Raw genomic sequence first — 12,869 nt, forward strand, 5'->3', positions numbered from 1 at the left:
GATGCCGCCGTTCCGGTGGGTTCCGTACGGCTAGCGTGCGGAGAATGACACGAAAGATCGCTGTGAGCGGGACGGCATCGGGAATCGGAAAGGCGCTCGCCGGCCTGCTGCGCGCGCAGGGCGACGAGGTGATCGGCATCGACCTCAAGGACGCCGACGTGTGCGCCGACCTGTCCACGCCGGAGGGTCGCGCGCTGGCCGTGGAGTCCGTGCTGGGGATGTGCGGTGGCGTGCTCGACGGCGTCGTCGCCTGCGCCGGCGTCTCCACGTTCACCACGTTGACCGTGCGGGTGAACTACTTCGGCGTGACCGCGATGCTGGAGGGGCTGCGCCCGGCGCTCGCCGCCGCCCCGGCGCCGCGCGCCGCCGTGATCGGCTCCATCTCCGGCACCAAGCCGGCGGTCCCGGAGGTGGTGCGGGCCTGCCTCGACGGCCTGGAGGAGGAGGCGGTCGAGTCGGGTGAGCGGGCCGTCGAGCGCGGAGACGGGAGGATGCTGTACCCGTCGTCGAAGTCGGCCCTCGCGCAGTGGCTGCGCCGCGTCTGCGTCACGCCCGAGTGGGCCGGGTGCGGCATCCCGCTCAACGCGGTGGCCCCCGGGGTCGTGCTCACCCCGATGAGTGATCCCCTCTTCGCGGACGAGGAGATGCGCAAGGCCATGGACGCCGCGGTGCCGATGCCGCTGAACGGGTACGCCGAGCCCGAGGTGGTCGCCGAGGCGCTGCGCTGGCTGATCAGCCCGGCCAACTCCCACATGTCCGGGCAGGTCGTCTACGTCGACGGCGGCGCCGAGGCCACCCTCCGCGGCCCGGACGTCTATTGATCGGCACAGGGGCCGCTGATTGACATGGGGTCCGCCTCGCCGGGAGGCGGACCCCGGATGTCACTTCTGGCTGGCGGCGTTCTGGACGCCCGTGGTGTCGAGCTGGGCCACGCTGTAGGCCGCGTAGGTCTGGTACGGGCCGCGCCCGTTGAAGTACGGCGTGAGCACCTGGTCGAGCTCCTCGGCCGAGAAGACGCCGTCGGCGGCGGTGAACTTCCGCTCAACCGTCGGGGCGGCCATGAGCGCCACCATGTCGCCGTACACGACGAACACCTGGCCGCTGATCTCCTCGGCGGCGGGGGAGGCCAGGTAGCTCACGAACGTCCCCACCCGTTCGGGGGCGAGGATGTCCAGGCCGTCGGCTGCATCGCCGTTCGTGTCGCCGTTCGTGTCGCCGTTCGTGTCGCCGCCGGCGAACACGTGGGCGGTCATGCCGGTGCGGGCCCGGGGGCAGATCGCGTTGGCCCGCACGCCGTACTTGGCCAGGCCCTGGGCCGTGGCGAGGGTCAGCGCCACGATGCCGGCCTTGGCGGCCGAGTAGTTCGGCTGGCCGGCCGAGCCGAACAGGAACGCCTCGGAGGAGGTGTTGACGACACGGCCGTAGACCGGGCCGCCGGCCGCCTTGCTCGCCGCGCGCCAGTGGACCGCCGCCGCCCGGGAGACCGCGGCGTGTCCCTTGAGATGGACGCGGATCACGTCGTCCCAGTCGGACTCGGTCAGGTTGAACAGCATCTTGTCGCGCAGCACGCCCGCGTTGTTCACCAGGATGTCCAGGCGCCCGAAGGCGTCCACCGCGGCGCCGACGAGGCGGTCGCCGATGGACCAGTCGCCCACGTCGCCGGTCACCGCGACGGCCTGCCGGCCGAGCGACCTGATCTCGGCCGCGACCTCCTCGGCGGCCGGGCCCATGTCGTTGACGACGACGTTCGCACCGCGCTCGGCCAGCGCCAGCGCCTCACTGCGGCCCAGGCCGGCGCCGGCCCCCGTCACGATGGCGGCCTTGCCCTCAAGGCTGATGTTCGAGCTCATATCCGCTCCCGTACTACGTATCCGAGGAGCCACAAACTAGTACGAATTCTAGTCATGACCAACCCTGACACCGTTCAGTGAGACCTGACCGTTGTGTGAAACGAGAATTGATTCTAGTCTCTCGCCATGACGCTGAACCTGGCCACTCTGTACGAGACCGTGGCCGCCGCCGTGCCCGACCGCCTGGCCGTGGTCTGCGGCGACCGCCGAGTGACCTTCGCCGAGCTCGACCGGCGTGCGGACGCCCTGGCGAACCACCTCAAGGAGTCGGGTGTCGAACCGCACCGGCATGTGGGCGTCCACATGCTCAACGGCGTCGAGTTCGTCGAGACGCTGCTGGCCTGCCTGAAGATCCGGGCCGTGCCGATCAACATCAACTACCGCTACACCGATCACGAGCTGCACCACCTCTACAACGACGCCGACCTCGTCGGCCTGGTCGTCGGCGCGGAGTTCACGCCCGCCGTCGCCGCCCTGGCCGACCGGTGCCCGAAACTGCGGCACGTCGTCGTGGTGGGTGACACGCCGGATCTGACCTGGCCGGACCGACTCAGCGTCACGGACTACGAGAAGGCGATCTCCGCCCGGCCCTCCACCGCCCCGATGGCCCCTTCTATGGCGTCTATGGCGGGGGAACGCACCGCCGACGACCACTACGTCCTCTACACCGGCGGCACGACCGGCCTGCCCAAGGGCGTGGTGTGGCGGCACGAGGACTTCTTCTTCGCCGCGCTGGCCGGCGGCAACCACTACGGCCCGCCGTACCGCACGGCGGCGGAACTGGCCGCCGCCGCGGCGGGCGGAACCCCGATCATCTACCTGATCACCGCCCCGCTCATGCACGGCGCGGCCGTCTACACCGTGCTCAGCGGACTGCTCGGCGGTTCGCCGATGATCCTGATGCGCCGGTTCGATCCGATCGAGACGCTGCGCCTCATCGAGCGGGAACACGCTCTCATCGTCACCGTCGTCGGCGACGCGATCGCCCGCCCGCTCCTGGACGCGGTGAAGGCGCACGGCGCCGAGCACGACCTGAGCTCGTGGAAGGTGCTCGGCTCCGGCGGCGCGATCCTGTCCCGCAGCGTGCGAGAGGAGGCCGCGGCGCTGATCCCGGACCTGTTCATCAGCGACGGGTTCGGCGCGTCGGAGTCCGGCATCGACGGCAGGCTCGCGATCGGCGAGGACGGGCTCATGCGGCTGGCGGCCGGCCCGCACATCGCCGTCATCGACGAGACGTTCCGGCCGGTCGAGCCCGGCTCCGGTGAGATGGGGTTCATCGCCAGGACCGGCCACGTCCCGCTGGGCTACTACGGCGACGCGGAGAAGACCGCCAGGACGTTCCCGGTGGTCGACGGCGTCCGCTGGTCGGTGCTCGGCGACATCGCCCGGGTCGAGGCCGACGGCACGATCGTGGTGCTGGGCCGCGGCTCGGGCTGCATCAACACCGGCGGCGAGAAGGTGTTCCCCGAAGAGGTCGAGCAGGCGCTGAAGGCCCACCCCGCGGTGATGGACGTGCTGGTCGCCGGGGTGCCCGACGAGCGGTTCGGCGAGCGGGTCGCCGCCGTGGTGGAGATCCGCTCCGGAGTTCCGGCACCCGGGGCCGAGGACCTGCGTACGCACTGCCGCGCGCACATCGCCGGATACAAGGTGCCCGCCTCGATCGTGTTCGTCGACGCCGTCGTGCGCTCGCCCAGCGGCAAGGCGGACTACCGGTGGGCCAAGTCCGTGCTTTCAACATCCGTGCTTTCAACGTCCACGATTCCAACGACTGAGATTCCAACGACTGAGATTCCAACAAATATGGGGGAGGAATGATGGCTGAGGCCGTCATCGTCGACGCGGCGCGCACGCCCGTCGGCAAGCGTTACGGAGTCCTGTCCGGGCTGCACCCGGCCGAGCTGCTCGGCTTCGCCCAGCGGGGCCTGCTCGAGCGGACCGGCGTCGACCCGGCGTCGGTCGGCCAGGTGATCGGCGGCTGCGTCACCCAGGCCGGTGAGCAGTCCAACAACGTCACCCGCCAGGCGTGGCTGAACGCCGGCCTGCCGTACACCACGGCCTGCACGTCGATCGACTGCGCGTGCGGCTCGTCGCAGCAGGCGGTGCACCTGATCGCCGGGCTGATCGCCTCCGGCGCGATCGACGCAGGCATCGGCTGCGGCATCGAGTCGATGAGCCGGGTCTTCCTCGGCGCCGCGTCCACCCCGGAGACCGGCAGCCCCCGGCCCCCCGGGTGGACGCTGGACATGCCTGACCAGTTCACCGCCGCCGAGCGGATCGCGGGCAAGTACGGCATCAGCCGAGCCGACGCCGACGCGTTCGGCCTGCGCTCGCAGCAGCGCGCCGCGCAGGCGTGGGCCGAGGGCAGGTTCGACGGCCAGATCGTCGAGGTCGAGGCGCCGGTGATGGGCCCCGAGGGGCCGACCGGCGAGAAGGCCGTGGTCGGCCGCGACCAGGGGCTGCGCGAGACCAGCGCCGAGGGCCTGGCGAAGCTGAAGCCGGTGATCCCCGACGGGATCCACACCGCGGGCAACTCCTCGCAGATCAGCGATGGCGCCGCGGCCGTGCTGCTGATGAGCGCCGAGCGGGCGCACCGGCTCGGGCTGCGCCCGCGGGCGCGCATCGTGGCCTCGGGCATGGTCGGCTCCGACCCGTACTACCACCTCGACGGTCCCATCGCGGCCACCACGCACGTGCTGCGCGCCGCCGGGATGAAGCTGTCCGACGTCGACCTGGTCGAGATCAACGAGGCGTTCGCCTCGGTCGTGCTGTCGTGGGCGCAGGCGCACGACGCCGACATGGACAAGGTCAACGTGAACGGCGGCGCGATCGCCCTCGGCCACGCCGTCGGCTCCACCGGCACCCGGCTGATCACCCAGGCGCTGCACGAGCTCGAGCGGGCCGGCAAGTCGACCGCCCTGATCACCATGTGCGCCGGCGGCGCCCACGCCACGGCCACCATCATCGAACGGATCTGACCCACATGACGATCGGACTGACCGATGAGCATCGCGACCTGCGCGACGCCGTACGGGCCTTCGCCGCCCGGCACGTGACGCAGGACGTGGTGCGCAAGGCCGTCGAGGCCGAGCGCGAGGAGCTGCCGGAGTTCTGGCCGCTCCTCGCCGAGCAGGGCCTGCTCGGCCTGCACCTTCCCGAGGAGGACGGCGGCGCGGGCTACGGCCTGCTCGAACTCGCCGTCGTGCTCGAGGAACTGGGCCGCTCGCTCGTCCCCGGGCCGTTCCTGCCCACCGTGCTCGCCAGCGCCATACTGCACCGCGCCGTACTACACGGGGCCGAGCACCGGGAGCACCTGGCCGGGCTGGCGGCCGGCACGCGGATCGGCGCGGTCGGGCTCCCGCCCGGCGGCGGTACGGCCTCCGCCGGGCTCGTGCTCACCCGCGGCGCGAACGGGCGGGCGACCGTCTCCGGTGTGTCCGGCCCGGTCCTGGGCGGCCAGGTCGCCGACCTGTTCGTGCTGCCGGCCACCGACGGGACCAGCACGGCGTGGGTGGTGCTGCCGCGGACCGCCGTGGAGATCGAGGACCTGCCCAGTCATGACCTGACCCGGCGGCTGTCGCGGGTGCGCAACGACGGCGCCGCGGCCGAGGTGCTGACCGGTCTGGGCGCCGACGACGTGCTCGACCTGGCCGCCGTGCTGTTCGCCGCCGAGGCGTCGGGCCTGGCCGACTGGGCCACGGCCACCGCCGCGGAGTACGCGAAGGTGCGCCACCAGTTCGGCCGCCCGATCGGCCAGTTCCAGGGGGTCAAGCACCGCTGTGCCCGCATGCTGACCCGGGCCGAGCAGGCCCGGGTATGCGCCTGGGACGCGGCGCGGGCGGCCGGAGGTGATCGCGGCGAGGCCTCGCTGGCGGCGGCCGTCGCCGGAGCGACCAGCGTCGAGGCGGCCTTCACCACCGCCAAGGACTGCGTCCAGACGCTCGGCGGCATCGGCTTCACCTGGGAGCATGACGCGGGTCACTACCTGCGACGTGCGCAGACCCTGCGCATCCTGCTCGGCTCCACCTCCTGGTGGCGGCGACGGGTCGCCCGCCTCACACTGGACGGTGTGCGCCGCGAGCTCGGCGTCGAGCTGCCGCCCGAGGCCGAGCGGATCCGGTCGGAGATCCGCGCCGAGCTGAGCCCCGCGGGCGACCTCGAGGGCAGAGACCGGCTCACCTACCTGGCCGAGCACGGCTACACCGGTCCGCACCTGCCCGCGCCGTGGGGCAAGGGAGCCGACGCCGTCACCCAGCTGGTGATCGCCGAGGAGATGCGCGCGGCCGGGCTGCGCGCCGTCGACATGGTGATCGGCAACTGGGTGGTGCCCACCCTGATCGCGCACGGCAGCGCCGAGCAGCGGCAGCGGTTCCTGCCGCCGTCCCTGCGCGGCGACATCATCTGGTGCCAGCTGTTCAGCGAGCCGGGCGCCGGCTCCGACCTGGCCGGACTGAGTACCCGGGCGGAAAAGGTCGACGGCGGCTGGAAGGTCACCGGCCAGAAGGTCTGGACCTCGATGGCCCGAGAGGCGCACTGGGGCATCCTGCTGGCCCGCACCGATCCCGAGGCGCCCAAGCACAAGGGCCTGTCGTACTTCCTGCTCGACATGACCAGCCCCGGCATCGACATCCGGCCGCTGCGCGAGCTGACCGGTGAGGCGCTGTTCAACGAGGTGTTCCTCGACGAGGTGTTCGTCCCCGACGAGATGCTCGTCGCCGGGCCGGGCGACGGCTGGAAGCTCGCCCGCACCACCCTGGCCAACGAGCGGGTCTCGCTGTCACACGACTCCGCCCTCGGCAGCGGCGGCGAGGCGCTGCTCGACATCGCGGCCGCCGCGCCGCAGACGATGGACGACGAGCGGCTGACGCGCCTTGGGGCGATCCTCTGCGACGCCCAGTCCGGTGGACTGTTCGGGCTGCGGACCACGCTGCGGTCGCTGACCGGGCAGCAGCCGGGGGCCGAGTCCAGCGTGGCCAAGTTGATCGGCGTCGAGCACCTCCAGGAGATCTGGGAGACCGCGATGGACTGGATCGGCCCCGAGGCGCTGACCGGCGGCCACGGCGGTCGTGGTGACCGCGGCGAGCACCGCCGGGACGCCACCTGGATGTTCCTCAACTCACGGTGCATGTCGATCGCCGGCGGCACCACCGACGTGCAGCTCAACATCATCGGCGAGCGTCTGCTCGGCCTGCCCCGCGACCCCGAGCCGACCGGCGGAAAGGCGGGCTGACATGCCGATCGACCTCGACAGGGCACTCGGCGCGCCGCCGGCGACCCGCGAGATCGCCTGGACCAGCCGGGACGTGCTGCTCTACCACCTGAGCCTGGGCGCCGGGGCCGACGCGGCCACCGACCCCGAGCTCGGCTACACCTACGAGCGCGGCCTGCGCGTGCTGCCCACCTTCGCCATGGTCGCCGGGCAGGGCATCTCCTCCGGCGACCGGCCGCCCACCGCGATGAACATGCCCGGCATCGACATCGACCTGCGCAGGATCCTGCACGCGGGGCAGGGGCTGACCGTGCACCGGCCGCTGCCCGCCTCGGGCGCCGCCACGGTCGCGTCGCGGGTCGCCCACGTCTGGGACAAGGGCAAGGCCGCGATGATCGTGCTGGAGCAGTCCGCCACGGACGGCGAGGGCGGCCTCCTGTGGACCACGAACATGCGGATCTGGGCCCGGGGCGAGGGCGGCTTCGGCGGCGAGCCGGGCCCGGAGGACCGGTGGGCGGCCCCCGATCGTGAGCCCGACGTCACGCTCGAATCGCCGACCGTCCCCGGGCAGGCGTTGCTGTACCGGCTCAACGGCGACCTCAACCCGCTGCACGCCGACCCCGAGTTCGCCGGGGCGGCCGGTTTCGACCGGCCGATCCTGCACGGCCTGGCGTCGTACGGCATCGTCGCCAAAGCCGTCGTGGACGGCGTTCTCGGGGGCGACGTGACCCGGCTGCGGGGGCTGTCGGTACGCTTCGCGGGGCCGCTGTTCCCCGGTGAGACCATCCGGACGAGGGTGTGGCGGGAGGACGGTGGCCTGATGTTCCAGTCCACCTGCCCGGAGCGTGACGACGCTCCGGTGCTCACGCACGCGACCGCGGAGGTTTCGACATGACGGGGTCCGACGTCCCGGCCGAGGGAACCGAGCGGGGGCCGGAGCTGACGGCCACCCCGAGGAACAAGGGCGTGGACGCGGCGGTCGCCGCGGCCCGCCGGGTGGTCGCCTCGCTGCTGCACGCCGGCGACGGATCCGCCGCCGAGATGGAGAAGATCGCGGACCAGCTCAACGCGATCGCCGACCACCTCGACGAACACGCCCCCGCAGTCGAGGAGCGGTTGGTGGACATGTGGCGCGGCGAGGGCGTCACCCGCCACGACCCGGTGACCGGGCCGGAGAACGCCATCGCGCCGCCGCTCCAGTTGCACGGCAAGGAGGACGGCTCCATCGGGGGCGTCGTCGTCCTCGGCCTGCCGTACCAGGGGCCGCCCGGGTTCGTGCACGGCGGCGTCTCGGCACTGCTGCTCGACCACACGCTCGGCGTGGCCAACCACTGGGCGGGCACCTCCGGCGTGACGGGCACGCTGACGCTGCGCTACCACCGGCCCACCCCGCTGTTCGAGCCGCTGACCGTGACCGGGCGCCAGGTCTCGGTCGACGGCCGGAAGATCAACACCGTCGGGTCGATCACGGCCGGCGGGAAGCTCTGCGTGAGCGCCGACGGCCTGTTCATCGTCAAAGACCTCCCCCGCCCCCGCTGACTCACAGCCAGGGACTCACAGCCAGGGGACCCGGCCCCCGGGCCCCCTGGCCTCGGCGGTCCTCAGGCCGAGGTCATGATCAGTGTCATGTCCTCGCAGGACTGTCGAACGAGATCCAGCTATCAGGCGGCAGCTCCGGATGGCCTGGTACGGCTCGGCGTTCCTCGGTCCAATCGTCACCGGCGACCTCGGCGGCGACACGGCGCCAGAAACGCACCGCGGTCACGTTGCGGTCCTGGAATGCGACCTCCCACGGCCCCGGATGCCGGGCGAGAACCTCCCGGACGGCACGCAGCCCGGTGCCCCTTCTCCGAGCCCCGCGCACCACGAAGAAACTGTTGAGCACGCGGGTCGTCCCGGCCAGGCCGCGGACGAAAGCGAAGCCGACGGGACGCTCACCGCTGGTCAACAGGTACGGCGCCCAGTCGGCGTCACCGAATGCCAGGTGAAGCCGATCTCTCCGGAACGTTCCGTTCGAGTTGGGCAGGACGCCGTGGAACTCCGACATGTCGTGACGGAACATCAGCCAAAGACGCTCGATCACCGGGCGATCGGTAGGTTTCGCGAGGCATACACCCACGTCTGACACGTGAATCTCCTTTGCTGCAAGGTGCGGAATTTCGACGCCGCGTGGTCCCGGTCACCGATCCGGAGGGAAGCCTTCTGGGGTTTGCCCACCATCCTCGGACCTGATCGAATCCAGGCACGAAAAAAGCCTCCCCGGCGGAGTGCATCCGCACCGAGAAGGCTCAGAACCTGGTGAGCATCATATCAGGCTGGGTGCCGGGAAGATCCCGATGGCAGGAGTGTCGCCCCGAGATGTCGCTCGCGCCCGCGGAGCCTTGAGGCGGGGACTGTCTGCGAGGCCGGTACGAACCGGAATACGATCTGTCAAGACGGGGTTCGTGGCGTCTGAAAACAGATGCCCGGCGACACCTTGGACAGAGTAGGAGGCGAGCGTGTCCGTATGGTCGGTGCAGCAGGCCGAGCGACGCTTCAGTGCGTTGCTGGAACGTGCTCGCGCTGAGGGACCGCAGATCATCACCCAGCACGACCGGGAGGTCGCCGTGGTGGTCGACATCGCGGAGTATCGCCGTCTGAAGCCGGGACACCTCGATTTCAAGGAGTTCCTATGTTCCGGTCCTGACTTGAGTGAGTTGGACATCCGACGATCGCGTGAGCGTGCCCGGCTCGTCGAGCCCGATGCCGAGGCGGGTATGGACGAGAAGGCCATTGATGTGTCATGAGCGATAAGCCCGAGCGCCACGGTTCTATGATCTGGATCCCTCGGTGCTGCGCGCGATTGATCAGGATCCACGTCCAAAGGACGCTCTCGGGCCCGCGGGGGAGTATCTAGGGCATGTGCTGGGCGCGCTGCAGAACGAGTACCCGATGGTGAAGGAGACCTTGGACTCCGCGCTGGCTGCGCTCATCGAGAACGCCGTCGGGATCGACCGGAAGCTGGAGGGGCGCTACTCCACCGTTCAAGGGCGCTTCATCACTGCCGGAGAACGATTCCTCGACCCCGTGATCACGGTCTTCGAACGTGAATCCCTGTCCGAGGGGACCTTGCGGGCGGCGGGTGTCCTCGCCGCGCTTCTCCAACCCAGAGCGCTCTCCGGAGAGATCCCGCTGGTCGCCGTCGAGGAGCCGGAGAAAGCGCTCTATCCGTCTACGCTGGGCGGCCTCTACGGGACGTTCATTGCCGCCTCGCACCGAACCCAGGTGATCGTCACCAGCCAGAGCTCGGACCTGCTTGACAACGAGAGCGCGGATCTGTCGCACCTTCTCGTGGCGGCCAACTCTGACGGCGTCAGCAGGGTGGGCCCAGTGAACGCGTCAGTTCGTTCGCTCGTGGCCGACAAGGTCATGACCATCGCGGAGCTTCACCGCAGCGGACTCATGACACCATCCGCCCACACCGGAGAGAGGCCGTGACGCCGCCCACCATCATGACGATCTGGAGATGTCCCGCGCGAACTCGCCTTCCTTCGCCAAGTTCTGCCGTGACGTCGAATATCTGATCACCGGCGAGAAGTAGGCCCCTCCCCGGGCTTACCTGGTTAGATGCGGCGGGCGGGGGCGCGGCGTTGGGAGGTCTTCTCGACCACGGTGGCGCCGGTCTCGGCTTCCAGGACGGGGGTGTAGCCGGCGGCCCGTAATCCGGCGAGGGTTTCCCGCTCACCGGCGGAGCTGATCAGCACGGTGGGGGCGATCTTCCGCAGGCCGAGTTTGTGCAGTGCCCTGGCCCGCGCGAGCTCGTCGAGCAGGGCCTCGTCGTCGGAGCGGATGCAGCAGCCGGAGCGGACGACGCGCATCCGGCCATGGGTTCGCCCGGCGTCCTTGACCAGGTACACGAGGGGCTGCGGCAGCGGGGCCTGGGCGGCCGCGGAGAGCCGGGCGAGCAGGTCGGTGGCGTCGTGTCCGGCGTCGAGGGCGTGCCGCACGGTCGCGGCGCTGAACCGCCAGACCACGGCGTGGCCTTCCGACTCCCGCTTCGCCGCCGCGTCCAGGAGGGCGGCGAGCCGGACGTCGGGGATGCCGCCGACCACGGCGGTCAGGTCGGCCTGGAAGTAGGCGGTGGTCTGCGGCGGCGGAAGCATGCCGGTGAGCGCGTCCGTCAGGGCGGGCTCGGGAGCGGACCAGGCGCGGCCGGTGCGCAGCAGGTCCATGACCGCGTGGCCGAGGGTGGTGAGCGTGCCGTGTGCGGTCACGCCGAGCAGTTCGGCCTCTCGCAGGGTCGCGGTGATCCGGTCGAGGGTGTCGGGGCCGTCGCCGACGCGGTACGGCCGGTGCCAGCCGGCCCGGGCCAGCAGGTAGGGAAGGGTCCGGGTGTCGCTGCCCTTGCCGTCCGGCAGCGCGGTGAGGGCCTCCAGCAGGGCGTATCGAAGGCCGACCGCTTCGGGGTCGCTGGGCTGGATCAGCGCGACCGCGGTCTGGTCGGGGTCGGGCCAGTACGTGAAGATCTCCGGGACGGTGGCCCAGGCGGCGAGGATGGGGACCATCCGCCGGATGGGAGGCTGCTCCAGCCAGGCGTCGTAGCGGGCGGTGGGCAGGGCGGTGACGACGGGTTCCGGCAGCTTGCCGCGATGGCCCTTGGGGCGTGGGACGGGCTCGGCGTGCAGGCCCAGCAGGTCCGCCTGGGCGGTCAGATCGAGCCAGAGCCGGGCGATCTGATCGTCGACGCCGACGGTCTTGGCGACGCGCTTGGTGTCGCGGACCGCGACTCCGCCGGCCTTGCGAAGCGAGAGGGGTTCGGTGGCGCAGGCGGCCAGCAGGCGTTCGATCTGACTGGCCGCGGTGGTCAGGGCGATCTGGCCGGCTCCTTCGACGCCGTCGACGGCGGGCAGGTCGGCCGGGGGCTGCGGCGGCTCGGGCGTGTACGGTGCGCGCACCTCGCCGAGGACGGCTTCGGCCACCTCGAACGGAAGCTCGGCCACATCGAGCGATCCGGCGGGCAGCAGCAGCCCGCGAGCGGTCAGCCAGTCGGTGTTCGGGTCGCCCGATCCACCGGGGTGGAAGACGAACTTGTTGTTCGGGTTGTACCCGTAGACCCCGCCATGGTGGAAGGCGTGGGTGCGCACCCGTGATCCGTGCCGGGCGATGGTGGTCACCCATTCCCGGACGGATCCGGGGGCCTCGGCGAGCAGGGCGCGTACGCGCGCCGGGTCGGTAAGGAAGCCGACCACGTTGCGCTCGGCGGCGTCCCGCCCGGCGGCTTTCGGAAAGCCCAGCCCCATCGCGATCTTGTGGACCTCCGGGGCGTTGAAGTATGCGGCGATGAGCTGACCGGCCGGGCGGCCCAGGCCCAGGGCGCCGGCCAGGTGCGCGTGGACCGCGTTCGGCACGATCACCTGGTCGCCGTGTGGCGGCAGCACCAGCGCCATGTCGGCCAGCTCGGTCAAGGTGGCCTCCGCGGCGGCCCGCAGGCTCGCGTCGGCTCCGGCGAGCAGGTCGATCACGCGGGTGCGGGGTACCGCCCGTTCCGCCGGGTCCTCGGCGCGCCAGAACTCACCGCCGATCGAGCCGTACTGCCGCTCGGCCAACCAGGCCACGGCCGCCAGCGTCTGAGTCTGCGGGAGCGTGCAGAACCCGATGAGCGAGGTCGCGACCCGGTGCTGCAGCAGCACGCGCGGGAGGTCGCGCCTGGCCACGCCGCCCTTGACGAGGCCGCCGCGGGCGAGGATCAGGTCGAGTTGCTCACGGCTCCTCGTCTTCAGCCAGTCGGCCAGGTGCCGTTCGCTGCTCACCCGGGCAGCATACCGAGCGCCTGG

11 protein-coding genes are annotated in these 12,869 nt (G+C 71.2%); 8 read left to right on the forward strand and 3 right to left on the reverse strand.

All coding sequences use genetic code 11. From position 1 onward, the window contains the following. The first annotated feature begins 44 nt into the window (after positions 1 to 44). Positions 45 to 821, forward strand: coding sequence for an SDR family oxidoreductase (locus tag Mth01_RS18180; protein ID WP_204017074.1), 777 nt, complete (start codon positions 45 to 47; stop codon positions 819 to 821). A 60-nt stretch (positions 822 to 881) separates the two neighbouring features. Here the strand turns inward: Mth01_RS18180 and Mth01_RS18185 are convergent, their stop codons facing one another. Beyond that, positions 882 to 1,850, reverse strand: a complete 969-nt coding sequence (locus tag Mth01_RS18185; RefSeq protein ID WP_204017075.1) for an SDR family NAD(P)-dependent oxidoreductase — start codon at positions 1,848 to 1,850, stop codon at positions 882 to 884. 126 nt (positions 1,851 to 1,976) lie between these two features. Between Mth01_RS18185 and Mth01_RS18190 the strand changes: the two genes are divergently transcribed. Genes Mth01_RS18190 through Mth01_RS18210 form a run of 5 tightly spaced genes read left to right on the forward strand, consistent with a single transcriptional unit; the run spans position 1,977 to position 8,595 of the window. Next, entirely contained in the window at positions 1,977 to 3,665 is a 1,689-nt protein-coding gene (locus Mth01_RS18190; RefSeq protein WP_204017076.1) for an acyl-CoA synthetase, read from the forward strand. Next, entirely contained in the window at positions 3,665 to 4,825 is a 1,161-nt protein-coding gene (locus tag Mth01_RS18195) for a steroid 3-ketoacyl-CoA thiolase (protein WP_204017077.1), read from the forward strand. The genes Mth01_RS18190 and Mth01_RS18195 overlap by 1 nt, the downstream gene beginning before the upstream one ends. A gap of 5 nt (positions 4,826 to 4,830) precedes the next feature. Beyond that, on the forward strand, positions 4,831 to 7,077 hold the full coding sequence (locus Mth01_RS18200; RefSeq protein ID WP_204017078.1) for an acyl-CoA dehydrogenase: 2,247 nt from the start codon (positions 4,831 to 4,833) through the stop codon (positions 7,075 to 7,077). Between the two features lies 1 nt (position 7,078). Continuing rightward, positions 7,079 to 7,951 (forward strand): MaoC/PaaZ C-terminal domain-containing protein, encoded by an 873-nt coding sequence (locus Mth01_RS18205; protein ID WP_204017079.1) that lies wholly within the window; start codon positions 7,079 to 7,081, stop codon positions 7,949 to 7,951. Further along, entirely contained in the window at positions 7,948 to 8,595 is a 648-nt protein-coding gene (locus Mth01_RS18210) for a PaaI family thioesterase (protein WP_204017080.1), read from the forward strand. Before Mth01_RS18205 ends, Mth01_RS18210 begins: the two co-directional genes overlap by 4 nt. An 85-nt stretch (positions 8,596 to 8,680) precedes the next feature. Here Mth01_RS18210 and Mth01_RS18215 read toward each other — a convergent pair whose 3' ends face one another. Continuing rightward, a complete protein-coding gene (locus Mth01_RS18215; protein WP_239089783.1) occupies positions 8,681 to 9,139 on the reverse strand; it encodes a GNAT family N-acetyltransferase in 459 nt (152 codons plus the stop codon). A gap of 415 nt (positions 9,140 to 9,554) precedes the next feature. Between Mth01_RS18215 and Mth01_RS18220 the strand changes: the two genes are divergently transcribed. Both Mth01_RS18220 and Mth01_RS18225 read left to right on the forward strand, forming a co-directional pair. Beyond that, positions 9,555 to 9,842: a type II toxin-antitoxin system Phd/YefM family antitoxin gene (locus Mth01_RS18220; RefSeq protein ID WP_204017081.1), complete on the forward strand. Its 288-nt coding sequence runs from the start codon at positions 9,555 to 9,557 to the stop codon at positions 9,840 to 9,842. A 115-nt stretch (positions 9,843 to 9,957) separates the two neighbouring features. After that, positions 9,958 to 10,533 carry an AAA family ATPase gene (locus tag Mth01_RS18225; protein ID WP_204017082.1) on the forward strand — a complete coding sequence of 192 codons (576 nt, stop codon included), beginning with the start codon at positions 9,958 to 9,960 and terminating at the stop codon, positions 10,531 to 10,533. A 125-nt stretch (positions 10,534 to 10,658) separates the two neighbouring features. Here Mth01_RS18225 and Mth01_RS18230 read toward each other — a convergent pair whose 3' ends face one another. Next, positions 10,659 to 12,845: a helicase-associated domain-containing protein gene (locus Mth01_RS18230; protein ID WP_204017083.1), complete on the reverse strand. Its 2,187-nt coding sequence runs from the start codon at positions 12,843 to 12,845 to the stop codon at positions 10,659 to 10,661. Between the last annotated feature and the right edge of the window lie 24 nt (positions 12,846 to 12,869).

This window comes from Sphaerimonospora thailandensis (assembly GCF_016863115.1).
Taxonomy (GTDB): Bacteria; Actinomycetota; Actinomycetes; order Streptosporangiales; family Streptosporangiaceae; genus Sphaerimonospora; species Sphaerimonospora cavernae.

Excerpts from the sequence above, each read along its gene's own strand:
- Mth01_RS18180 (WP_204017074.1), top strand. The coding sequence starts at position 45 with ATGACACGAAAGATCGCTGTGAGCGGGACGGCATCGGGAATCGGAAAG.
- Mth01_RS18185 (WP_204017075.1), bottom strand. The coding sequence starts at position 1,850 with ATGAGCTCGAACATCAGCCTTGAGGGCAAGGCCGCCATCGTGACGGGG.
- Mth01_RS18190 (WP_204017076.1), top strand. The coding sequence starts at position 1,977 with ATGACGCTGAACCTGGCCACTCTGTACGAGACCGTGGCCGCCGCCGTG.
- Mth01_RS18195 (WP_204017077.1), top strand. The coding sequence starts at position 3,665 with ATGGCTGAGGCCGTCATCGTCGACGCGGCGCGCACGCCCGTCGGCAAG.
- Mth01_RS18200 (WP_204017078.1), top strand. The coding sequence starts at position 4,831 with ATGACGATCGGACTGACCGATGAGCATCGCGACCTGCGCGACGCCGTA.
- Mth01_RS18205 (WP_204017079.1), top strand. The coding sequence starts at position 7,079 with ATGCCGATCGACCTCGACAGGGCACTCGGCGCGCCGCCGGCGACCCGC.
- Mth01_RS18210 (WP_204017080.1), top strand. The coding sequence starts at position 7,948 with ATGACGGGGTCCGACGTCCCGGCCGAGGGAACCGAGCGGGGGCCGGAG.